24 protein-coding genes and 5 tRNA genes are annotated in these 22,635 nt (G+C 42.0%); 6 read left to right on the top strand and 23 right to left on the bottom strand.

The window, feature by feature from the left end; all coding sequences use genetic code 11:
• The first annotated feature begins 29 nt into the window (after nt 1-29).
• From modA to BEP19_RS05440, 3 genes are all read left to right on the top strand, one after another.
• Nucleotides 30-833, top strand: coding sequence for a molybdate ABC transporter substrate-binding protein (modA, locus tag BEP19_RS05450; RefSeq protein ID WP_120188837.1), 804 nt, complete (start codon nt 30-32; stop codon nt 831-833).
• 139 nt (nt 834-972) lie between these two features.
• Nucleotides 973-1,665, top strand: coding sequence for a molybdate ABC transporter permease subunit (gene modB / locus BEP19_RS05445; protein ID WP_120188836.1), 693 nt, complete (start codon nt 973-975; stop codon nt 1,663-1,665).
• A 17-nt stretch (nt 1,666-1,682) separates the two neighbouring features.
• Complete coding sequence (locus BEP19_RS05440) at nt 1,683-2,369, top strand: ATP-binding cassette domain-containing protein (RefSeq protein ID WP_120188835.1); 687 nt, start codon at nt 1,683-1,685, stop codon at nt 2,367-2,369.
• Between the two features lie 79 nt (nt 2,370-2,448).
• Here the strand turns inward: BEP19_RS05440 and BEP19_RS05435 are convergent, their stop codons facing one another.
• Both BEP19_RS05435 and BEP19_RS05430 read right to left on the bottom strand, forming a co-directional pair.
• Nucleotides 2,449-4,149 (bottom strand): methyl-accepting chemotaxis protein, encoded by a 1,701-nt coding sequence (locus BEP19_RS05435; RefSeq protein ID WP_170145275.1) that lies wholly within the window; start codon nt 4,147-4,149, stop codon nt 2,449-2,451.
• A gap of 242 nt (nt 4,150-4,391) precedes the next feature.
• The gene (locus BEP19_RS05430; protein ID WP_147393772.1) at nt 4,392-4,664 is read right to left on the bottom strand and encodes a hypothetical protein; all 273 of its coding nucleotides are present in this window, start codon (nt 4,662-4,664) and stop codon (nt 4,392-4,394) included.
• A gap of 114 nt (nt 4,665-4,778) precedes the next feature.
• Here BEP19_RS05430 and BEP19_RS05425 point away from each other — a divergent pair, with 114 nt between their 5' ends.
• Nucleotides 4,779-5,369: a methyltransferase domain-containing protein gene (locus BEP19_RS05425; protein ID WP_120188832.1), complete on the top strand. Its 591-nt coding sequence runs from the start codon at nt 4,779-4,781 to the stop codon at nt 5,367-5,369.
• A gap of 320 nt (nt 5,370-5,689) precedes the next feature.
• Here BEP19_RS05425 and BEP19_RS05420 read toward each other — a convergent pair whose 3' ends face one another.
• From BEP19_RS05420 to BEP19_RS05370, 11 genes are all read right to left on the bottom strand, one after another.
• Nucleotides 5,690-6,217 carry a hypothetical protein gene (locus BEP19_RS05420; protein ID WP_120188831.1) on the bottom strand — a complete coding sequence of 176 codons (528 nt, stop codon included), beginning with the start codon at nt 6,215-6,217 and terminating at the stop codon, nt 5,690-5,692.
• Nucleotides 6,218-6,235: 18 nt separating this feature from the next.
• A complete protein-coding gene (locus BEP19_RS05415; RefSeq protein ID WP_120188830.1) occupies nt 6,236-6,505 on the bottom strand; it encodes a hypothetical protein in 270 nt (89 codons plus the stop codon).
• A 268-nt stretch (nt 6,506-6,773) separates the two neighbouring features.
• Nucleotides 6,774-6,864, bottom strand: a tRNA-Ser gene (locus BEP19_RS05410).
• A 9-nt stretch (nt 6,865-6,873) separates the two neighbouring features.
• Nucleotides 6,874-6,964: transfer RNA gene (locus BEP19_RS05405), tRNA-Ser, on the bottom strand.
• A gap of 23 nt (nt 6,965-6,987) precedes the next feature.
• Nucleotides 6,988-7,064, bottom strand: a tRNA-Arg gene (locus BEP19_RS05400).
• A gap of 13 nt (nt 7,065-7,077) precedes the next feature.
• Nucleotides 7,078-7,153: transfer RNA gene (locus BEP19_RS05395), tRNA-His, on the bottom strand.
• A gap of 19 nt (nt 7,154-7,172) precedes the next feature.
• Nucleotides 7,173-7,249: transfer RNA gene (locus BEP19_RS05390), tRNA-Arg, on the bottom strand.
• A gap of 182 nt (nt 7,250-7,431) precedes the next feature.
• Nucleotides 7,432-8,172 carry an SDR family NAD(P)-dependent oxidoreductase gene (locus BEP19_RS05385; RefSeq protein ID WP_120188829.1) on the bottom strand — a complete coding sequence of 247 codons (741 nt, stop codon included), beginning with the start codon at nt 8,170-8,172 and terminating at the stop codon, nt 7,432-7,434.
• A 149-nt stretch (nt 8,173-8,321) separates the two neighbouring features.
• The gene (hmpA, locus tag BEP19_RS05380) at nt 8,322-9,554 is read right to left on the bottom strand and encodes an NO-inducible flavohemoprotein (protein ID WP_120188828.1); all 1,233 of its coding nucleotides are present in this window, start codon (nt 9,552-9,554) and stop codon (nt 8,322-8,324) included.
• 155 nt (nt 9,555-9,709) lie between these two features.
• Nucleotides 9,710-10,936: a Zn-dependent hydrolase gene (locus BEP19_RS05375; protein WP_120188827.1), complete on the bottom strand. Its 1,227-nt coding sequence runs from the start codon at nt 10,934-10,936 to the stop codon at nt 9,710-9,712.
• Nucleotides 10,937-11,018: 82 nt separating this feature from the next.
• The gene (locus tag BEP19_RS05370) at nt 11,019-12,005 is read right to left on the bottom strand and encodes a GntR family transcriptional regulator (RefSeq protein ID WP_120188826.1); all 987 of its coding nucleotides are present in this window, start codon (nt 12,003-12,005) and stop codon (nt 11,019-11,021) included.
• Between the two features lie 376 nt (nt 12,006-12,381).
• Here BEP19_RS05370 and BEP19_RS05365 point away from each other — a divergent pair, with 376 nt between their 5' ends.
• Nucleotides 12,382-13,167 carry a DMT family transporter gene (locus BEP19_RS05365; protein WP_245983378.1) on the top strand — a complete coding sequence of 262 codons (786 nt, stop codon included), beginning with the start codon at nt 12,382-12,384 and terminating at the stop codon, nt 13,165-13,167.
• A 178-nt stretch (nt 13,168-13,345) separates the two neighbouring features.
• Here BEP19_RS05365 and BEP19_RS05360 read toward each other — a convergent pair whose 3' ends face one another.
• Both BEP19_RS05360 and BEP19_RS05355 read right to left on the bottom strand, forming a co-directional pair.
• The gene (locus tag BEP19_RS05360; RefSeq protein ID WP_170145274.1) at nt 13,346-13,723 is read right to left on the bottom strand and encodes a DUF2203 domain-containing protein; all 378 of its coding nucleotides are present in this window, start codon (nt 13,721-13,723) and stop codon (nt 13,346-13,348) included.
• 49 nt (nt 13,724-13,772) lie between these two features.
• Nucleotides 13,773-14,915 (bottom strand): NAD(P)/FAD-dependent oxidoreductase, encoded by a 1,143-nt coding sequence (locus tag BEP19_RS05355; RefSeq protein ID WP_120188971.1) that lies wholly within the window; start codon nt 14,913-14,915, stop codon nt 13,773-13,775.
• Nucleotides 14,916-15,099: 184 nt separating this feature from the next.
• Here BEP19_RS05355 and BEP19_RS05350 point away from each other — a divergent pair, with 184 nt between their 5' ends.
• On the top strand, nt 15,100-15,465 hold the full coding sequence (locus BEP19_RS05350) for a hypothetical protein (protein WP_120188824.1): 366 nt from the start codon (nt 15,100-15,102) through the stop codon (nt 15,463-15,465).
• An 88-nt stretch (nt 15,466-15,553) separates the two neighbouring features.
• Here the strand turns inward: BEP19_RS05350 and BEP19_RS05345 are convergent, their stop codons facing one another.
• The 8 genes from BEP19_RS05345 to BEP19_RS05310 form a co-directional block, all read right to left on the bottom strand.
• Nucleotides 15,554-16,870 (bottom strand): AAA family ATPase, encoded by a 1,317-nt coding sequence (locus BEP19_RS05345; protein WP_120188823.1) that lies wholly within the window; start codon nt 16,868-16,870, stop codon nt 15,554-15,556.
• A 381-nt stretch (nt 16,871-17,251) separates the two neighbouring features.
• A complete protein-coding gene (locus tag BEP19_RS05340; RefSeq protein WP_120188822.1) occupies nt 17,252-17,806 on the bottom strand; it encodes a peroxiredoxin family protein in 555 nt (184 codons plus the stop codon).
• 12 nt (nt 17,807-17,818) lie between these two features.
• The gene (locus tag BEP19_RS05335) at nt 17,819-18,535 is read right to left on the bottom strand and encodes a cytochrome c biogenesis CcdA family protein (protein ID WP_120188821.1); all 717 of its coding nucleotides are present in this window, start codon (nt 18,533-18,535) and stop codon (nt 17,819-17,821) included.
• A 16-nt stretch (nt 18,536-18,551) separates the two neighbouring features.
• Nucleotides 18,552-19,229 (bottom strand): hypothetical protein, encoded by a 678-nt coding sequence (locus tag BEP19_RS05330; protein WP_120188820.1) that lies wholly within the window; start codon nt 19,227-19,229, stop codon nt 18,552-18,554.
• 368 nt (nt 19,230-19,597) lie between these two features.
• Nucleotides 19,598-20,671, bottom strand: a complete 1,074-nt coding sequence (locus BEP19_RS05325; RefSeq protein ID WP_245983376.1) for a sensor histidine kinase — start codon at nt 20,669-20,671, stop codon at nt 19,598-19,600.
• Complete coding sequence (locus tag BEP19_RS05320; RefSeq protein WP_120188818.1) at nt 20,658-21,347, bottom strand: response regulator transcription factor; 690 nt, start codon at nt 21,345-21,347, stop codon at nt 20,658-20,660. Before BEP19_RS05320 ends, BEP19_RS05325 begins: the two co-directional genes overlap by 14 nt.
• A gap of 128 nt (nt 21,348-21,475) precedes the next feature.
• Nucleotides 21,476-21,667, bottom strand: a complete 192-nt coding sequence (locus BEP19_RS05315; RefSeq protein WP_120188817.1) for a capping complex subunit for YIEGIA — start codon at nt 21,665-21,667, stop codon at nt 21,476-21,478.
• Nucleotides 21,668-21,671: 4 nt separating this feature from the next.
• The gene (locus tag BEP19_RS05310) at nt 21,672-22,562 is read right to left on the bottom strand and encodes a YIEGIA family protein (RefSeq protein WP_342767391.1); all 891 of its coding nucleotides are present in this window, start codon (nt 22,560-22,562) and stop codon (nt 21,672-21,674) included.
• Between the last annotated feature and the right edge of the window lie 73 nt (nt 22,563-22,635).

Genomic DNA, 22,635 nt, shown 5'->3' with positions numbered 1-22,635 from the left:
ATATTCCATACTAATTTAAGGAGGTTATCATGTTTAGAAAGTTTAGTCTTTATTTTCTATTACTCGGTTTGTTGCTTGTACCGATCGGTTGCTCCGGCGGTCAATCAACTGATGCAGGAAATGATGGCGCCGATGCTCCGGCTGAAAACATCGAATTAATGATTTCCGCCGCAGCTAGTTTGACCGATGCTTTAAATGAGATCAAATCTGTGTTTGAGAGTGAGCATCCTGGTTCAACGTTAACGATTAACCCTGGAAGTTCAGGAAAGTTAGCGACACAGATTGAACAAGGGGCGCCATCTGACGTGTTTTTATCTGCAAGTAAAAAGGATATGGATCGATTAGAAGAGCAAGGTTTGATCGATAAGGACACACGTGTCGATTTCACAAACAATGTGTTAGTATTAATCACAAACAAGGAAAATCCGTCGAACCTCAGTTCTTTTGAAGAAATTGATCCCGCTATGATTGGCGATTTTGCAATCGGCGAACCTGAAAGTGTGCCTGCGGGTCGTTATACAAAAGAAGTATTTGAACATTTGAACTTATGGGAACCGATGCAGGACAAGCTCGTTTTAGCGTCCGATGTGCGTCAAGTACTTACATATGTTGAGTCTGGAAACGCGGAACTCGGCGTCGTTTACTCCAGTGACGCTTCCATCTCTGACAAAGTAACTATCATTGCTGAATCGAATCCTGAATGGCATGCGCCCATCGTTTACCCTGGCGCGGTACTTGCGGACACATCCCACGATGAACTGGCAAAAGCATTTTTGGACTATCTGACAAGCGATGCAGGAAAAGAAGTATTGAATAAATACGGATTTAAATAAATCGAGGTAAATCCCCTTTTACTATAGATTTAATCAAATTGATTAGACGATTTAACGGAACGTCTAAACCCGTTCCGTTAAATCAACCTATTGGACCCATACATAAAAGTTTCAAAATGAAGAGGAGATGCGAAAAAAGATGATCCCAGATAATATTGACTACACACCGCTGTTATTATCGTTAAAAGTGGCGGGCATCTCTGTTATCGTTGTGTTTATTAGCGGAGTATTTATTGCGCGCATGTTGGCTCGCAGGACATTTTTTGGAAAAAGTATGCTAGAATCGTTTTTCTTGCTTCCCCTTGTGTTGCCCCCGACGGTCGTCGGCTTTGGTTTACTTATTTTATTTGGAAAGAACGGACTAATCGGTAAGTGGCTGCTTGTCTGGTTTGACTATCAAATCGTCTTTACTTGGGTTGGAGCTGTCATCGCCTCCATTGTCGTTTCTTTCCCACTCATGTATCAAAGCGCGGTTGCTTCTTTCGAAAATTTAGATATAAAATTAGAAAATGCGGCGCGCACGATGGGCGCCTCAGAGTGGCGCGTATTTTGGACCGTTGCTTTTCCGCTCGCCTGGCCAGGCCTACTATCAGGATTCGTGCTCTCCTTCGCAAGAGCATTGGGCGAGTTTGGAGCCACCTTAATGTTGGCCGGCTATATTCCAGGAAAAACTGATACGATTCCTGTAGCGATTTACTTTGCGGTCGAAGGTGGACATATGGAGAAAGCTTCTTTTTGGGTGATTATAATCGTCGCTTTGGGATTCAGTACGATTACGTGGTTAAATTGGTGGACGAAAAGTAGAATACGGAAATATGCGGAAAACAATTAAGAGGAGGGCCATCGCGTATGTTAGAGGTTTATATTAAAAAGAAGCTATCTCATTTTACGCTTGAAACAGGTTGGACGATGAATAATGAAATTGTTGTGTTGTTTGGCCCTTCCGGTTCAGGGAAAACAACGATCCTCAATTGTATCGCGGGTCTTGAAAAGCCAGATACTGGCGAAATTCGATTGAATGAGCAAATTTTCTTTCATGATCACCAGCCCCCTCTACCGACACAACAACGAAATATCGGTTACTTGTTTCAAGATTACGCCCTATTTCCGCATATGTCGGTGGAGAAAAACATTCATTACGGGGTTAGGAAAAAGGATTCTAGGCAAGTTAATTTGATTAATCAAATCCTCGATGTATTAGGCATTGAACATCTCCTAAAAAAATATCCCCGCCAGATTTCAGGAGGGGAAAAACAACGCGTCGCGCTAGCGCGCGCGCTTGCAACAGAACCTTCTATTTTACTGCTGGACGAACCCCTATCTGCTTTAGATGAAAAAACGCGTGTCGAGTGTCAAGATGAGTTGCTCAGATTGCATCAAATTTGGCAGATCCCGTTTATTATTGTAACGCATGACAAGCAAGAAGCGGAAAAACTTGGCGATCGAATTTTGTTTCTAAAAAGAGGCGAAATTATTGAGGATGTTACAAAAGAGACAGAGCATTCCTCAAAAAGACATTTCGCAGTACAATGTTAATCGCATTCATAAAATAAAAAGAACAGCCCGGCTTAAATTCCGATTACTGTTCTTTTTATTTTTCTTTTTCAGTCGTGGACTATACTTTAAACTTGGTTATCAAACTCGCCAACTCCTCAGCCATGTGACTAAGTGAAGTAGCTGATGATTTAATCTCCTCCATTGAAGCATTCTGTTCTTCCGCAGCGGCTGCAACATTTTGCGTATTACTTGAAGACTGTTGGGAAATCCCGGTCACCTCTTCCATCGCTGACACCATTTCATGGGAGAGATCATCGACTTGGACTACAATTTGATCCACCTCTTTAGACTGCGCGAGAATTATCTCAATGGCATTTACGATTTCATCAAAGGCGCTGCCTGTTTCAAACACATGCGAAATCCCATCTTGCACAACTTTCGTGCCCTGATCCATTGATTTAACCGCTTTCATTGATTCCGCTTGAATTTCATTGATCAATTCGCTGATCTCGCCAGCTGCCTCTCCTGATTGTTCCGCCAGCTTCTTTACCTCATCGGCAACAACCGCAAATCCTCGCCCATGCTCTCCCGCCCGCGCTGCTTCAATCGCAGCATTTAACGCGAGTAAATTGGTCTGGTTTGCAATTTGGGTAATTACTTCTACAATTTTACCAATTTCATCCGATTTATTACCAAGCGTATGAATCACTTGAGCGGTTTCACCAACCGTTTGTTGCACGAGGTTCATCTGTTCCATCGTTTCTGAAACCGTCTTAGCCCCAATTGTCGCTTTATCATTTGCTGTAGCCGATGAATCTGTGACAAGCTGAATCGATTGAAGAACACGATCCATCCCATTAGAAATATCGGTAAGCACCGTATTTGCTTCACTTGTCGTAGAAACTTGTCTATCTGATCCAGTGGAAATCTCTTGGAAGGCAATCGTAATGTTTTCTGTCGCTTGCCCAGTTTGTTCCGCGCTCGCTGTCAATTCTTCGGCCGCTGCCGCCACTTGTTGAGTCGTCATCCCAACCTGGTGAATTAAATTATGTAAATTTTCTGTCATCTGATTAAATGATGTGGCCAGGGTGCCGATCTCATCCCTATTTTTTATACTCAGTTTAGGGACAGTCAGGTTCCCACTCGAGATTTCATCTACCTGTTCAGTTAGTAACTGTATTGGGATATAAATACTCCGTGATGCTAAGAAAGAAAGAATAATGCCTACCACTACAGCAATGCCCGAGAATATGATTACAAATAATTTCCCAGATTGATACAGTTGTAGCGATAGCGCGCTTGATTGCCTTTCCCCATCTTCATAATAATCGACTGCGTGATTCAGCGTTTCCTCAATACTTAGGTAGAAAGGATGAATCTGATTAAAGATGACGAGCGCTTGATCCAATTGATTGTTTTTTACCAATTCAACGATCGACGGAACATCGCTTGTGAAATTTCCCCAATTAGCGACAATATTCGAATAATATTCTCGTTCTTGCGCATTCATCGTAATCGACTCGAATTTGACTAATTGCTCATTTACTATATCTATCGCTTCATACAAATCACCAGTCAGACGTTCTTTTTCCTTCGGATCTGGCTCTAAGGTGGTTCTCAAAACCAACCGCTCCACATCCGTTGTACTCGCCTTAAGAGCGCCCGTTAGAACAACGCTCGGCATCCAGTCAGTCGTTGTCTTTGTTATTTCCTCACCCATTCCCGACATTCTTAAAATCGAGATTGTACTCGTAACGACCAGCAGTAAGATGACGATAAAAAAACTCCCCATCAATTTTTTTTGTACCGTTAATTTCATGATATCTCCTTTATAAAACGTTTTCATTTTACATGAAGTAGTTCATCCTTAACCCCCTAACATAGGTATTAAATCACTCCTATTATACTGAATCTTCCTTAGGAAAAAAAGGGAAATTTGGCTGTTTAACACATTTGTTGTCGAGCGCCTTTCATAAAAATGAATTCTTGTCGAGATAGCGCTCGCTTCGCAACCGAAAATTGGAATCCTAATTTTATCTCAATCAAAAAGAAATAGCGTTATCATCCTTGTTCCGCTGCCCATTCAGTATGGATGTTGTAGATTAAGATTCCTTTTTCCTCTTGTGTATGATAACTAGTGATCTCAAATGAGCGCAAAGAACCATTATACTTTTTGTCAAATTCAACATCAATAAGTGCCTCAGGTTCTACAACGACTGGCTTAATCCTATTTGTTTTAACGATCTCTTCCGCGCTCGGACTATCCGCAATGACACATTTCGTTAATGCTGGGTTCAGCGGCTTCTCACACCAAGAATATCCATTTAAAACCACCAATCGTTTGCCCAGCATTGTTGACAGTCGGTAGCGGAATGGGAATTGTTGTCGATTTATGTTGGAATCATTGGTCGACGTGATAGATGGTTGATGTTCTATGGTAGAATATGAATGAAGTATACAGAAGGAAAGTTGGCGGTAGGAATGGAAAGAAAAGATAGATGGAATCAAAAGTACACAGATCAACTTCAACGCGAATCCGAATTAACGCCCACTCCCCGCTTAGAAAAACAATCTGATTATTTGCGCGGAGGAACTGCGCTTGATCTGGCCTGTGGGCTTGGCAAAAACAGCCTGTTTCTCGCTCGTCAAAACTATGAGGTGCAAGCTATCGACATTTCGGAAGTGGCCATTGATTTTTTAAAAGAACAAGCGAGTAAGGAGAATCTTCCGATCACAGCCGCCGTCGCGGATATAACAAATTTGGACGAGCTTCATTCGCTACAACCTGTTGATCTCATCGTCATTACAAAATACTTAGACCGCGCCCTTTTCCCAATCGTCAAAACACTGATTAAAAAAGGCGGCTATTTTTTTATGGAAACATTCTATCAGTCGGATGAGGAAAAAAACGAGAAGATCCCTAGTCAATTCAAGTTAGAAACACAAGAATTATTAAATGAATTTGCTGGATGGAAGATTCTTTTTTATGAAGAGGATGAACGATCAGGGATACAGACAATTTTTTGTCAAAAACGATAGCCGTCGTGGGCGGGGATCAGGACACGATTAAAAAATTAGAGTCGCGGGAGACAAATGAAGAAAGCTAGATGGGATGGAGAGTGCAAAGAGGCTTGCGCGCCGTCGATGAATGAGCGAATCCGAGAAGGGTGGACGGCGTCGTAACCCAAACGGAGCTCGACTCGCTCTCTATAGGTCAATACGTCTATTACATATGTAATATTTGCCATTTCAAGAGGAGGAGGCCCCCCCCGATCTGATTCCATAGCTTAGTTGTCGAATGTCCACTAACATGCGGATCGATCTAGAGTGATGGCGCACAGTCAATGATCTGACGGCGCTTAGTCCCCTCTCCTATCCATCTTTATCTCAATACTTTTTGGAGGAACGATATCAAATGTTTCCATTTGTCCGTCCCATTCAATCGTTACCGAAACAATTCGTGACATAGGGTGTGGAATGTCATTTGTCAATAGGTTTTTTAAATTGAGTTGCCCATCTCGCTCTTTTATTTGTAGTCCAGATTGTTGGGGGTATATTGATCCCTTTTCCACGCTTCCATCCTTCATTTTTAAGGAGAAATGAATTGCCTCCATCTGGTCAATCTTCATTTCCTTAGAGGTTAGAGCTAAATCAGCATGCAGATTGCTTTCGATCGTTTTTGGATCCACTAATGTTTCATCGCGAAGATCATAGGTAACTTCCCAATGTTCGCCCTCACCCTGTAATAACAGAGAGTTCACGAGACCACTCTGATTTTCTTTTAATGGTCTAATCTCTTTTTCGACTGTGGTTTGTCCCGTTTGATTGGAACAAGCGACACAATACATAACCAACATGACGAATCCTAAATTTCTAAGTCTTTTCAAAAGGAACCTCCCCCCTATTTAATTATTAAATCTTGCAATGATTGTTTCCTTGTATGTTTCCTCATTTTGTACCCATTTCACTTCAATTTTAGCGTGCTTGACATGTTTTTGAAGCTCATCGTAGCTCCAAGTTAGATTCAACCTGCTATGCTCGCTCGCTCCATATTTCTTCTCATTAAGCGTTTCATTCTTCTCAGCGACTACATTAGACTCGAAGTAACCTAGTTCATTAAGATTAAATGAGGTGACGTGCAATAAACGTTGAAGCTCTATCTCTTCGTTTGGCATGAGCGTAATTTTTTTGTCGATTCCTTGTTCCTCATTCCCGTCTTCAATTTGATGGCGCCCTTCGGTTAACCCTAAAGTTACGATTGCGCTCCGCCCTTAAGGATTAAAATTTGGGGTGGATCAGCAACGCATCCTACTAAAGCAATTAGGAATAAAATAAACGGTAAAAACAAACGTTGTTTCATCGATATCCTTTCCCAAAAATGATAAAAGGCTTCCTACCGTGTATCGATCACGTGAGAAAGCCTTGAGATTTTAATCGTATGTATGGCGGAGGCGAGAGGATTTGAACCCCCGCGCGCCTTGCGACGCCTAGCTGATTTCGAGTCAGCCCCCTTCAGCCTCTTGGGTACGCCTCCAAAAGTAAATGGCAGAGAGGAAGGGATTTGAACCCTCGATACGCTCACACGTATACACGATTTCCAATCGTGCTCCTTCGGCCAGCTCGGACACCTCTCTATAGTGAAGGATATAAGATAAAATGGCGCCCCAGGAGAGATTCGAACTCCCGGCACACGGCTTCGAAGGCCGTTGCTCTATCCAGCTGAGCTACTGGGACTAGTTGTATAAAATGGGGCGACCGATGGGATTTGAACCCACGAGTGCCGGAGCCACAATCCGGTGCGTTAACCCCTTCGCCACGATCGCCGTAACACAAAAATATAAATGGCGCGCCCGGAGAGACTCGAACTCCCGACACACGGCTTCGAAGGCCGTTGCTCTATCCAACTGAGCTACGAGCGCGTAAACAATCACAAGTAATAATATACCACATTAGCTTGTACAAAGTAAATAGTTTTTTGTTGGAAATATGTTGTGATTTCCTTGTAACAATTATGATTATAGTATGTTCCGCTCCGATAAGCAAAGGTTAGTTTTGGGTCAGCTGTAAATGAATCGAAAAGAGGGACAGTTTTGTCCCTGTTTTAAAGATTCGCTCCCCCATCAATCACAACAACTTGTCCAGTTACAAAGCCGGCTTGAGCGACTAACGACACGATCACTTCCGCTACATCTTCAGGCGTGGCGCAGCGGCCAAGTGGCGTATCTTCGGCTAAGCGACGGATGTGATCTTCTTTTCCTTCAACCCAACGCGTCATAACAATGCCAGGGGCGACAGCATTGACCCTCACTTCTGGAGCTAACGTTTTCGCTAATGTCTTCGTAATACTGATCGCTGCCGCTTTAGAAGCGCAATAAGCGATCGAACTACCGCCTGCGTATAATCCGGCGATCGAAGCCACATTGACGACGCTTCCTTTGTTCCGCTTCAACTCGTGAGCGCAGGCGCGTGTCGTAAAAAAGATCCCTTTTGCATTGACGCCAAACATTTGGTCAAAATCTTCGCTCTGCAATCCGTCCAAATCGTGAAACTCAACAAATTTTGTTGTCCCCGCATTATTGATCAGAATATCGACGCTGCCAAAAGTGTTGACGGTGTGTTTCACCATTTTTTGAACATCCGCATCATTGGATACATCCGCTTGAAAAATAGTGCCCTTGACGCCGAGCGCCTCGACTTCTTTTAGCGTTTCCTCCGCATCCTTAGCTGAACGAGAGTAGTTAATTACAATGTTAGCGCCTAACTTTGCTAAATTTAACGCGGTTGCTTTCCCAATTCCTGTTCCGCCCCCTGTGACTAATGCGGTCTTCCCTTTTAAATTCATCTGGCTAAACCCCTTCCCTCTGTAACTTTTCAAAATACTACGTTCGTATCATATCATGAACCTGTTCTGGAAGGTATCCCCTTTCAAACGGTCTTTATTTAACATATAAAAAAGCGCCTTACATAAAATAGGCGCTTTTTCGTTGTTTATTAATTGGTCGCGACCAATTCCTCTAAATCTGCTGCAGGACCAAAAAATTCAAAGTGGATATTTTCAGTTGGTACGCCCCACTCTTTAAGCGCGCTGTAAATCCCTTTCATAAAGGAAACAGGCCCGCAGAAGTAAAAGTCTGCTTGATTGGATGGTAAAACAGATTGCAGCCACCCTAAATCGATATAACCTTCTTTGTCGAACTGATTCGTAACGCGGTCGGCTTGGGTAGGGTTTTGATAGCAAAAGAAGGAACGAATGTGGTTGTTTTCTAACACAACGTTTTGAACATGTTCCTTCATCGCATGGTAGTTTCCACTTTGGGTCGAATGAATAAAAATAACCTGACGGTCTGGATAATCGACCAGCGTATTTAACATGCTTACTAATGGAGTCAATCCAACCCCTGCGCTTAACAGTACAACGGGTGTCTTCTTGGTTGTATCAAGGAAAAAATCGCCAGCGGGGGCGCTCAATTGCAATTGATCCCCTTCTTCAATATGGTTGTGCAGATACGTGGACACAATCCCTTGCGGCTGATCGTCTTTTGCATCTTCTCTTCTAACGGAAAGTCGGAAATAGTCTTTCCCAGGAGCTTCAGATAGGCTATATTGACGAATATGTGTATATTCTTCTCCTATCGGTTGAACTTTTACGCTCACGTACTGACCCGGTTCGAAACTCGGAAGCGCGCCTCCGTCAATCGGTTTTAGATAAAAGGAAGTGATTACTTCACTTTCTTTTACTTTGTTGGTCACTCTAAATGAGCGAAAATCAGCCCAGCCGCCCGCTTGTTCCTCCGCTTCCGTATACATTCCCGCTTCAACTGAAATGAACACATCTGCGATTACACCATAGGCTGTTCCCCAAGCGCCAATAATTTCATCGGTTGCCGCGTCCCCGAGTACATCTTTAATCGCTTGTAAGAGATTCTCGCCAACAATCGGATAGTGTTCAGCCTTGACCCCTAAACTCCGGTGTTTATGAGCAATTTGTTTGACAACAGGGACAATCGTTTCCAGTTGATCAATGTGGGCCGCTGCCGCATACACAGCGTTTGCCAAGGCTGCTTGCTGTCTGCCTTGCTTCTGATTAGCGTGGTTAAAAATATGTAATAATTCTGGATGGGAAGTAAATAGCAACTCATAAAAGCGGGTTGTGATTGCTTGCCCATGTACTTCCAAGACAGGAACCGTGGATTTAATAATTTCAATCGTTTTTGCATCTAACATTTTAATATTCCGCCTTTCAATGTTTATTAACATCATAATAGTAGGTAACGGAATAAGAGACGGTGAGATCAATCACAACAAATGTGAACAAATATTGAACAAATGTAAAAAAGACCATTTCGCGCACGCGCGCAAAACGATCTTTTTTTCCAATATTACTCGGCTAGCTGAATCAACGTATGGTAAAGCACATTGGTCGCATTGGCGCAATCCTCTTTAGAACTCCACTCAGCTGGCGTATGGCTAATGCCATCTTTAGAACGAGCAAAGATCATGCCAATGTCACATAGTTCAGCCAATTGCATACCATCATGCCCCGCGCCGCTCGGCAATGTTAGAATACCAAAACCTAGTTTTTCACAAGCTTTTTTAGCGGCATCCTGCACAATTGGCGAACAAGCTACTGGGGGGATCCGTTGGAATTCTTCAATCGTTAGCGTCAGTTGGCGCTCCTCGCAAATTTGATGTGATTTGCTTGTAATCGCTTGTTCAACTCGATCACGAACAGTTTCATCAATATCACGCAGGTCTAATGTGAATTCAACGCGTCCCGGAATAATATTGATACCCCCAGGAGTAAGTTGCAATTGACCGACAGTGCCAACCGTTGATCCTGTTTGAGCTGCTTCCGTTTCAATGATTTGAATGATTTGAGCGGCTGCCGTTAATGCGTCATGCCGGAGCGTCATCGGGGTTGTGCCCGCATGCCCTGCTTCACCCTCGATGATGAATTTCTTCCATAAGGGGCCCGCGATCCCTGTCACAACACCAACAGATAGGTCAGCATTTTCCAACAATTTTCCTTGCTCAATATGTAGCTCAACATATGCTTTAAGTTCATCTTTATGACGAACTGCTTGACCGATTTTATCCGGATTAAACCCGGCTTTGCCCATCGCCTCCGCAATCGTAATCCCATCAACATCTGTATTGTTATGCAAATCTTCAATTTTAAGCGTACCAGCCATCCCACGACTCCCCATCATCCCAAAACTAAATCGCGCTCCTTCTTCATCTGTGAAGGCCACAACTTCAATCGAATGTTCTAGTACGATTTCTTGTTCAGCCATCGTTTGCAACGCCTCAACAGCGGCGATCACGCCTAATGGCCCATCAAAATTCCCGCCGTTATAAACAGAGTCTACGTGAGAACCTGTTAACACGATCGGAGCTTCTGGATTTTTGCCTGTTTTTTTTCCGATTAAATTACCAACAGCATCCTCACGAACAGAAAGACCCGCTTCTTTCATATAAGAGATTATTAAGTCTTTTGCTTGACGTTCCTCAGTCGAAAAAGATAGACGTGTAATTCCGCCTGATGGTTGACGTCCGATCTTACTTAAGGCCATAATTCTATGCCACAATCGTTCCTGATTAATCAATTGTATCACTCCATTTCAGTGCATGATTAGATGTATAGTCATTTAGGTATAATGCGTCTGGCGAGTGTCGTTGATGGCCTAGTTATATAGATCCCTCCTTTGTTCGTCGGCCGAGTTCACTGAGTAAAGTTTGACTACTTTGCTCCAACTGCATGCCAAATACATATGTTTTATCAGGAGCCAATTTATGAATTTGTTTGTAAATAACTGAAGATGTGTAGATTTTGTCTACTTTTTCGATCGTATAGAGCAATTCATTTAACGAATCCATTCCTATTGGAATAATTTCTATATGTGAGATGCCAGCGCCACGCGCTTGATCTGCCATCCACTGCGCCCCCGAGCCTACTGGACTTATAAAAGCAACTTTGCTCCCTAAATTAAGCTTAGATATGTCTATTAACATAGACAACTCAGCAATAAATCCGATTGCTAACATCTGTTTGTTCACAGTAGTTGGTAATAGTTCGAGCTCCCGCATATATTGCCACGTTGTAATCAGACACTTCATCGTTCTAAATATTTCTTCTATATTTAGATTAACATCGTTTCTCAAATCCTCTATAAAGATCGTGTGAACTTTGCCGCCTGCGTATCGAATAATCTCTGATTCATAGAAATAGTAGTCATCCTCTCTGGAAACAACTAAACAAAACTCCGCTGTGGATAAGTCTACATCTGTTTGAAAGAGTTGTAAATACGCAAAGGTCGGAATTAGTAAATCTCTTAAAGCCAGCCCTTGCTCGGTTGTTTTTTCTAGAACCCCTTGAATTTTTGGGAATAAAGGCTGCCTATTCGCAATTAATTGACGCGTTTCTTCAGAATCCGTCACCTGAGTCCCCCGTCCCTTTTGTAAGGAAACAAGACCTTCATCTCGAAGCTGTGTATAGACTCGATTGATCGTGTTTCGGTTTAATTGCAACTGCTCGGCTAAAAAATTCGTAGGAGGTAAAAAATCACCTGGCATAATCACACTCATTGCTATTAACCATTTAATTTGTTCTTGTAATTGGACATTGATCGGTAATGGAAAGTTTTCGTCTATTTTAAAAGAAAAATTACCCTTCATCGCTACCACCTTTACATAGAATAATAGGTATCTATATTATAACTTAATTCCAAGTGTTTTACCACTAATTCCTAATTCTGACTAAAACTCTTATCAGTCCACAAGCGCAACCCCTTACTTACTGATTATTAACTATTTATATATTTACATATGCAATTATTTAGTACCATTCAAGTAGGCATCTATTGTTATGTTTGGCTAGCATACAGATGGTCATTTCCCTAATGATCTATTTTTTTATTTCTTTAGAATTCTGCGAAATTCGTTATTTTTTCTTTAGGATTACTTACTAATATTGACATCTGGCTGTTCCCTCCCCTCCCCTGTTGCATCTATGGTATAATCGTTCAACTAGATCAAAGAAGGTGGACCTGATATGTCACAGTCAAATTGGAAATTGTATTTAATGCTTGGGTTTGCAACCGCATGTTGGGGGACCGCATTTATTGCTGGGAAATTCGCAACAGAAGTTTGGCATCCTTATATGGTTGCTTTTTTACGCTTTTTTGGGGCATCCCTCCTACTCTACCCATATATGAAATGGAAAGAACCAAATCCACCTTCCATCACACGGAATGACTGGGCGCTGTTTGCAATTCTCGGTTTATCCGGATGTTCGCTTTACAATGTCTTTTTTTTCATCGCCACTCAGAAAGCGCCAATTATTAAAAGCGCTTTAGTCATTGCCTGGAATCCGATCTTAATTTCAATTTTTGCTGGACTATTTTTAAAAGAGACAATTACCCGTTCTCATATACTTGGTTCAATTGTTGCAACAATCGGCGTTGTCATCATTATTGCAAAGGGCAGTATCAACGATCTCATCGCTCTTCGTTTCGAACCGATCGACGCTATTTTATTAGGCGCAGTTGTCTGCTGGGCAACATATAGCGTCGTAGGAAAAGTTGTGCTCAAAAAATTTTCGCCTGTCGTATCGACTACATATGCTTGTTTATTTGGTACATTTTTTCTCATTCCGGCCGCAATAGTCACCTTTAATTGGCAAGAGTTTCAACAAGCAACTTGGGTGGCTTGGATTTCAGTTTTAGACACTGCCGTTTTGGTCAGTGTCGTTAGCTTCATTATGTATTACCAAGGGATACGTGAACTCGGCGCAGCAAAAGCTTCTATTTTTATTAACTTCATGCCACTCTCCGCTTAATTATTATCTGTGTGGTTGCTGAAAGAACCACTGCATATTTATCTTGGAATTGGTGGTTTATTTGTTGTGCTCGGCGTTTATATTAGCGCGGATTTATTCAAAAAGAAAAAACCAATCGCTTAAGTCCAACTTTCGAACTGAGCGATTGGTTTTCACTTTCCCATCTGAGCAAAAAGATCTAATCCGGTTTAATTTTCTTTCGACCGCGAAAACCTTCTTGAAGACCATGATAGTATTCAATATCCTTCTCCCCTAGTTTCCAACAAAGTAAAATTTCTTCTCCATCCAACGATGATGGAAAATCCACTAAACCAAGGTCGACATCTTTTAACAACGCCCCTTGGGATGTAATGTTGCGAGCGTGAAGTTTCGCTTGAATATTTAAAAACTCTAAATTACATTCTAATTTAAAACGTTCATCTGCGTTCAAGGTGCGTAACAGAAGCAATTTTTGATGAAATTCTTTTTGTAACTTTTGTAAGCGAATAAGTTCCTCTGTAACAATGGGGAGAACCCGCCGCGCTTCTGCAAGGGTGAAGTGTTTTCTACTTGACACAAAAGTCACCTCCCAATACTAATTATACGTGAACTTACGCCTTTTCGCGTCAACCTAACGCCCCTTTTATATCATATAATTTTAAATCTATATCGATATTAAGACCTAATGCGAGTTTCGCTAATTCAAAACCGAGGTAAGGACCGACTGTTAGACCTGATGCGCCTAACCCATTTGCTAACAATACGCCATCCCAACCAGGTATAGACCCAATAATCGGTAAAAAACCAGGTGTGTACGGTCTAAATCCAACACGCGTTTCAAGATAAGCGCTTGACATTAATCCTGGAGCTATCTCAATTGCTTTCGTTAGGATCTCATGAATCCCGCCGGCCGTCGCCCGCGTATCAGAATGATCAGTCGTTTCTTCATAGGTAGTTCCAACAACAACTCGACCACCTTTAAAAGACAATAAATATTGATTACCCGGAGGCATAATCACCGGCCACCGTTTCGTTTGATAATTCGGCAGGTGGAGGTGAACAATTTGCGCTTTTTGGAATTGAACACGCAGATCAATTCCTAACGGTTGAAAAATAGAGCGAGCCCACGCGCCCGCGCAAACAATGACTTGCGAAGCGTCAATCGAATGGCCATTCACTTTTACACCGATAATTCGTTTTTTACCTGAACCTCCAGTAAGATGATCCCAACGTAAATGCGCATCCCCTTTTATAAATGAAGCGCCGTTCTGTTTCGCAGCATGGAGTAAAGCTTCTCGCAAAGCGCGTCCATCGATTCGAGCCGCTCCAGAAACTTGCAATGAATGGTACCCGTGATCCAATATCGGAAATAATTGAGATGTTTCTGCTGGATTTAACACGGTTAGACTTCCCATTTCAGGCGCGCTTTCCTTTCTGGTTAAGGCCCGTTGTTCAATTTGAATAATTTTCTCCCTTTCTGTATGCAGACGAAGCGCTCCAACTGAGGCGTAACCTGTCTCCCCTTGCCCGACTTGTTCCAATTCAGCGATCAAATGCGGGTAATATTTTGCCCCATTTTTGGCTAATTCGTACCAAGCTTGATTTCTGCGCTGCGAGATCCAAGGACAAATAATACCTGCCGCCGCATCGGTAGCTTGTCCTTCATCTTGCCGATCAACAATAATTACTTGTCCAGCTCCAAGTTTACTTAAATGATATGCGGTTGAAGCGCCGAGAATTCCAGCTCCGATAACAATGGTTTTATTCAACATATTATTTGAAATTCCTTTATCTTTGTGATGTCCTTCACAATTTCTACTTAAATCTAGCTTTGAGTAGATTGATAAACAATAAATCGTATGATATATTTTAAGTATAATGCAAAAGCGTTAAATCTACATACCGTTCGAACTAATATCGCTTATATGATTACGATAGAGAAAGGATGGTTGCATGTTAAAACAAGGTGAACCGATTGTTTATCAATCTGATTCAGGTAAAAAGATAGTCATTCAACTTTTCCATGATTCTTCGAACCGAGCGTTTCATGTTTTGGAAAAACAAGAAAGTGAATTAAATTTATATGAAGATAATACAGATTGTCAAGGTGAGTACGTCGTTTTCCCTAGCAAAGGGATGGCTTTTCTAATTGAAAAACTTAATGAAGACAATGGAGTTGTGATTGATGGGGAGCAGGACTCACTTTATCTATACTCAAAAAAGAACGAGATCCTAGAATACAAAGGACTCTACAAAGACTTTAATGTTATTTGGGATAGACAAAATCCCAACTTGCACAAACGATTTGCTGAACGCTAGCCTATATTCTGACTTCTATCAAATCAACGAAGACTGTTCCGCTCGATATCAACGGAACAGTCTTTTAAATTGATCCTATTAACGATTACTAAGCATTTGCAGTTTCGGTTTCTTTCGCTTGCTCGACCGATTCACCTTCGTCAGCTTTGGCTTTTGATTCATCCTTCGATGTCTTTTTATTTTCACTTTCTAAAACGACAGGTTCGTATTTGAAATCTGTTCCGCAAATTTCGATCAATTCTTTTTCTGTGATCTCTCGATCCATATCAAACAGACGCAACGACTGTTCACGGATTGCAGCTTCCACAATATTTCTAACGATTCGGCCGTTCGCAAAGTTGTCTTTCTTTCTTTCTTCCTCTAGACATTCCATAAATTGGTCTGTGAAAGAGTCATCAATCTTATAATCCCGTTCCTCAAACATGCTAATCGCAATGTCATGCAACTCTTCATTTGAATAATCATCGAAATCAATGTGAATCGGGAAACGTGACAACAGACCTGGGTTACTACCTAGGAATTGATTCACTCGATCGACATAACCCGCTCCGATACAAATGAAATCATCACGCTTATCCTCAATAACTTTAAGCAACACTTCAATCCCTTGTTTTCCTTGGTCATTATGATCACCTGGTTGATGTAAGCTGTACACTTCATCAATAAACAAGATGCCGCCTTTAGCTTCTTCCGCGTATTGGACGATTCGTTGCTCAATATCCCCTTGGTAACGGGACACAAGATGGGAACGATCCAGTTCGATAACATGACCTTTACTTAATACGCCGATTTCATGTAAAATTTGTCCTAATAAACGAGCGACCGTCGTCTTACCTGTTCCTGGATTTCCTTTAAAAATCATATGAAGCGCTTGTGTTTGGGGTTTTAAGTTGTATTGTTGACGATATTTAGACATCTCCGTTAAAGCAACTAACTCCCTGATCTTCACCTTGACTTTTTCAAGTCCAATTAAATCGTCAAGATTTTGCATCGACGCGTAATTTTTCTTTTCTATCTTTTTACTGAATTTCGGAGGTGTGACAACTTGTTCTTTCTGCTTCTCGGCTGCTCGCACTGCGTTAGCTGTTTTAACCGCTGTTGCGCGCGCGTCTGCTTTCGCCTTAAGCACCTCACCTAGGCTTCCCCAGTGTTCTTGCTCAATTTGCTCCATATCCATTTGATTACTATCAAATAAGAAGCTATCAATAAACTTCGCTCTCGTAGATTCAAACTTTTCAAGTTGATCTAACAATGTGTTCTTATAGTACATGCTAAGAGATGAAAATTCCTTCATCATATTATCTTTAGCTTCTTGATTAATTCCTGGTAATTCCGCTAGTATACTTGAGAATTTATACTCAATAATCTCATTATGCGTGTCGATATCCGCCATGTTGTCTGCCATAATATCTCCCCTCCACAATTCGTCCTCATAAACTCATACCCTGATTATACCATGTCGCACAGCGCTTCCCAACCGCTTTTGATTACGATTAGGTGAAGTGTTTTGTTGGAATCTTAAATTTCCTTAAATTTCCGTAAGCGGTTACATGCCCGTCTACATAGGTTTTATAACCACAAAAATAAGCCAACAAAATGATGACTAACTAATTTGTATTTTAAAGTACCTTATTATACGTTGAAACATTATTTCCGTCAAATTGTACACATTCCTATACGAAAAGGAGAGGCACCTATTCTTATTAAAGCATATTTTTCTGAAAAACAAAAGAAGAATTTAAAGGTTAAGAAGAGGAAAGCGAATTAATTTCACTTTCCCTTTTATTTAATCAATGCTAAACATTAATTGTTCCATCATTTCGCGGTCCATCGGTCCAACGATTTTTTGTTGGATTACGCCTTGCGAGTCAAGAATAAAGCTCGTGGGGATGGAAGAAACCTGATACCGATCAGAGACATTGCTTTGTTCATCAAGAACGATTGGAAAAGTCATCCCGAATTCTTCAATAAAACGTGGAATTCTTTCGGGTTGCCTTTCCGCTGATGTTAAATTCACACCTAAAACAACTACATTTTGGTCCACATTCTGCTCATAAAATTGTTGCATGTCCGGTATTTCAGCGCGACATGGCGGACACCAGCTCGCCCACATGTTGAGCAGCACTTTTTTACCGCGATAATCTGATAGTTTCACTTTGTTCCCATCGATCGTTTCCAATTCAAAATCAGGCGCAAGATACCCTTGGGCAAGTCCAATCGGCGCTTGGCTCTCTTCCTGAACGCTTAATTCTTCAGACCCGCTGTTGCTTTTTCCCATATCAAAAATGCCCCAAGCTACAAGGCCAAGCAACGCGAGGATGGCAATCATATTCTTATTCATCTGATATTCCTCCTAGTAAACAAATGGTGTAAATGTCGCTAACCATGCGCTAAGTTTTTGCAATTGACCTGTAAATAACAGGAATCCCATCGCAATTAAAATCCAGCCGTTGACAATCGATAAGCGTGGTAACCACTGGTTTACTTTCCGCACAACGCCAAGCGAATACGTGACAAGCCAAGAAATCATTAAAAAGGGCAAACCAAGGCCAAGTGAATAGATCGTCAATAAAAACAAGCCGTTATATAACGTGTCTGATGAACCAGCCAGCAATAGAATTGACGACAAAGCCAATCCAACGCATGGCGTCCAACCTGTTCCAAAGGCGAGGCCAAGCGCAAACGAAGTCCAATTGTTTTTCTTTCGATCCGAATTAACCTGAAATCGTTTCTCCATCATCAAAAAGCGAAGCGTAAGCAAACCCGCCATTTGCATCCCAAACACAATGATTAAAAAACCGCTTATTTTTGCCAATAGATCGCGATACGCGGCAAATAGTTGTCCTAAAGCGCTCGCAGACGCCCCCATCAGCATGAAAATAGCGCTAAAACCAAGGATGAAATAGAGCGAGCGGATCATAAGCACTCGTCTAGAGACGATCACTTTTCCTCCTTCAATTTGCGAGCCCGTCAAATTAGCGACATAAGCTGGGATTAATGGGAAGATACACGGGGAAAAAAATGAAAACAAACCTGCTGTAAAAGCAAAGAACAGAGAAATATTGCTCACTAGGATTCAACCTCCTTTACGATTCGACTGCAGAAACCCGCTGTTTTTGTAAGGCAAGAGCTACAAAACCGAGTAAACTAACGAAAAAATAGATGGTTTGCTTGGGAGATAAGCCAATTAAAACGCTCAATTTCCCTCCTATTAAAAAATAAAGCGCGATTTGTCCGATCCCAAACCAAATCCATCCTTGAAAAATACGATCGCTAATCCCTTTATAAAAAGTAAGGTACATGATAGCTGAAAAGCCGATTTGACCAAGCCCGAACAACACATTCGTTTGTTCCATGAGGAGATAGAACAGGTGATAGCTACCATTTGCCGCCGTAAACCAAAGACCGACCCACTGAAAATAGAGGTAATCGGAAACCTCTCGCTTTTTCGCCTGATAGCGTAGATAGAAGAACGCAATCATTACCGCCAAAATCCACCCTTTGTAACCACCCGAAAAATAGAGTAGCGTCGGCGGATAGTTTATGACAGCGAACGGATGGAAGATAAAATAGCTAAACTTCCAAATGATAAAGCTGTAAAAAACAGCGTTTCCGATCGGCGTTAAATGAAGCTGCGCCTGTTGTTTGCTCATTGTTTGGTTTATGAAACGTTTCATAAACCAATAACCGATGACCCCCGCTCCAAAGAGCGCAACCAAATGTAATTTGATGACGAAAGGCCCCAAACGGATCGCCTCGTACATCTTGCTCATCCCCTTTACTATGAACAGCATATCCCTCAATTGTTAAGATTTGACCAAGAAAAAAATTTATTTTATTAGGCGCGTCCTTCAGCGCCCCTCTACCTGTTATCGACATACAGTAGAACAAAGATCAGCTGCGGCATATTTCTTAAAATTTATCCCGATACTAAGATAGATATGACACGATGGAGGGGATCCTATGTTAACGATTCTTAAAAAACTTTTCAGTCAACGCTGCCCACACTGTGAACAACCTTTAACGTGCGAGTACACCCCTTTTTCATGCGCGCGAATGTGCCCGCAAGGGCATTACAAAGAAGAAACATTTCACTCTTTGGGTGTTTCGGTCATTTACGAACAAAATCAAATTAATTAAGCGGTAAAGTAAACCAAAAAGTATGTTCTTTTCCATTCGTCAGCAACCCAACTTCTCCTTGATGTTGATCGATAATTTCTTTCACGATAGCAAGGCCCAGTCCAGCTCCTCCTGAATCGCGGCTACGCGAAGGATCTAATCGATAAAATCGATCAAATAGTAATTCAGCCTCTGCTTGCGGAATGGGGACGCCCTCGTTCGTTATCATAATACGATAAAAGGCCTGTTCTTTTTTTCCAACGATTTTCACCCACCCTGCTTGGTCGTATTGCAGCGCGTTCTTCAGTAAATTACTGATAACCTGTTTTATTCCATCAGGGTCCACGATCAGCCGACATTCGGTCATCTCGGAACGCGCAGTCATCCCCTGATTTTCAAAGGCCAAGGAGAAACTAGCTAAACAGTCATCCAATAGTTCTTTAAGAGAAACAAGAGCGGTTCTATTTTCTGTTAAACAGCGCGATTCCCACACATTTAATTGATGCAGTTGATCCACGAGCCGTGTCATCCGCTGCGATTCTTCATGCAATGATTGATATAATGTCTTATTCCCCTCCATCACCCCCGCGCCCAACGCTTCCAGATAACCGTTAATGTTCGTGAGCGGCGTGCGTAATTCATGGGCGATGTCCGTCACCATCTTTTGGCGTAACTGTTCGGTTTGTTTAAGTTTGGCGCTCAAATAGTTAAAATCTGCGGTTAGTTGCCCTACCTCATCATGTGAGGAGACAGGCAATGCTAATGGATACTGCCCTGTTGCTAGTTGCTGAGTGGCTTCACTTAATTTTTGCAGTGGAGTCAACAGCTTTTTTACAAAAAAATAGTGAATGAAGGCGGCGATCAACACTGCGATCAAACTCGCTTTAAACAAATACTGTTGCATCGTTTCATTAAAATGGGCGCTTTGTTGCTGACTAACAAAGGGATACTGGTTGACTAACAGACAGGCATAATCTTTGACAGAGACACCCGCAAGCCAAATCGCAATCCCAATGACCAAGCCATTAATCACGATCAACTTCCATAAAATACTACGCATCCAAGATCGAGTTTTAATAGGCGACAAAGCGATACCCCATTCCACGAACCGTTTCAATCCATTCTTGTTGTTCAAATTTCGTTAACTTTTCTCGCAAATTCGCGACGTGAACATCAATTGTTCGCTCCGATACGATCTTTTCCTGTTGAGGGTACAGTTCATCGATCATTTGTTCCCGCGATAAAATATGGTTTGGATGCCGCATTAAAAAGTAAAGTAGCTTAAATTCATGTTGAGTGAGCAACAGAGATTCACCCCGAAAATGCGCCTCGCCTCGGATCGGTTTAACCGTTAACCCACGGTATGTAATTTTTCCGCATCGATGCCCCGTTCTCCTAAGCACTGACTCTACCCTGGCAATCAATTCGGCGGGACTAAACGGTTTGGTCACGTAATCGTCCGCGCCCATTTTCAATCCTTTGATTCGATCAACCTCCGCTACCTTTGCAGTTAACATAATAATCGGCGCTTGGGCTTTAAATTCCCCGCGAATTTTCTGGCACACTTCCTCTCCCGACATGTTCGGCAACATTAAATCTAAAATGACAAAGCAAGGATCCACGCTTTTAAATAGATCAATCGCCTCTTCCCCATCACTCGCTTCATATACTTCATAGCCTTCCTTTTCTAAGTAAATGCGGACAAGCTCACGAATTTTATGATCATCCTCCACGACGAGGATCGACTTGCCTTTGGTTAACATCCTTTTTCCTCCCACATGTTTTGCTTTTTAATTGATACAATTGTAACATTCGATTGTTAAGATTCGATCAAGAAACACGAAAAGCCAACGGGCTTTTTACCGTTGGCGCGCTTTTCAAGTTAAATTATTTAATGTCTAACGATAATCATAAGTTCGGACGTTATTTCATGCGCAGCCGCATCTAAAATATTGCTTAATGAAGCGCTGATCATCTCTAACTCCGTGGGATTATTCGCGAAAAATACGGGGGAACCTCCGCTTTGCGCTTTTTGCATATCTGTCGTAACAACCGCGACGATCCCTGTTTGATGTTCCGCCATTCGTTTACGACCCCTTTCCTTTATGCGCCTCACTCGGCAAGCGAATCGCGCTATCTAAGATTGGAACCTTTTTCAACACAGCATACACTTGCTTAAATTCCCGTTCACGCGGCATCACAAAGATACCAATCCGTCCATCATCTAAATCACGTTTTGAAAGCGGCACAAAATCAGCTTCGCCTGTGTCGATATACGCCCCCAAAATATTACAAATGTGATGAATCATTGCTTGCCGTTGCCCCGGGTGCGACAAGGTGACAATCGCATCCTCGCTTTTCGGGATGACGATAATACCGACCGCTTTCTCTTCAATCGTTTTCCGGGTCGAAGCCAATCCCACATTTTTAATCAAAATGTCATCGACAAACATTGTTGGACCTTCAAAGCGGATTTGACCCTCTTTAATTTCAGCGACATCAGCCAGAGATTTTGAAGCATTGTTCAATAATTTAACAACAACCAACATCACGAATCCGCTAACCACACCAAGCCAAGCATTGAAAACAGAAAACAAAGTGGCGACTATCGCTGTAAACATAACCAAGTAGTTACGACTTTCAAACGCTTGGGCCATCCCTTCAATAAAAGGGGTGCCTCGCTTCACTAATTCCTGTTCATCAATCTTTTCCAATGTATCTCTTTCCATTTTCCGCACTTCCCGAAATTGGGTAGCGGCCAGTCCTAAAAAGGTAACCGCGGTCCAATCCGATTCCAATAAAGAAGGAACAGCGACCGCCCCAATAAAAGCGGCTATAAAGCCAAACGAAAGGTGGATGATTCTCCCCTGCGGATAAGTGGGATACTGGCGAAAATCCGTGCGCAATAAAGCGGTACGAGCAATATAACCAAACGCAATCCCGATTAACACGGGAATAAGGTATTTTCCGATTGTCACTCACCCCTATGCTACATCTTAGCTGTAGAATAACCAAATCGTTGCCATAATATGTTCGTTAGGAAAGTATGCT

Origin of the sequence: Ammoniphilus oxalaticus, from assembly GCF_003609605.1 — a bacterium.
GTDB lineage: Bacteria > Bacillota > Bacilli > Aneurinibacillales > RAOX-1 > Ammoniphilus > Ammoniphilus oxalaticus.
This window is presented reverse-complemented; position numbering and strand designations above follow the sequence as displayed.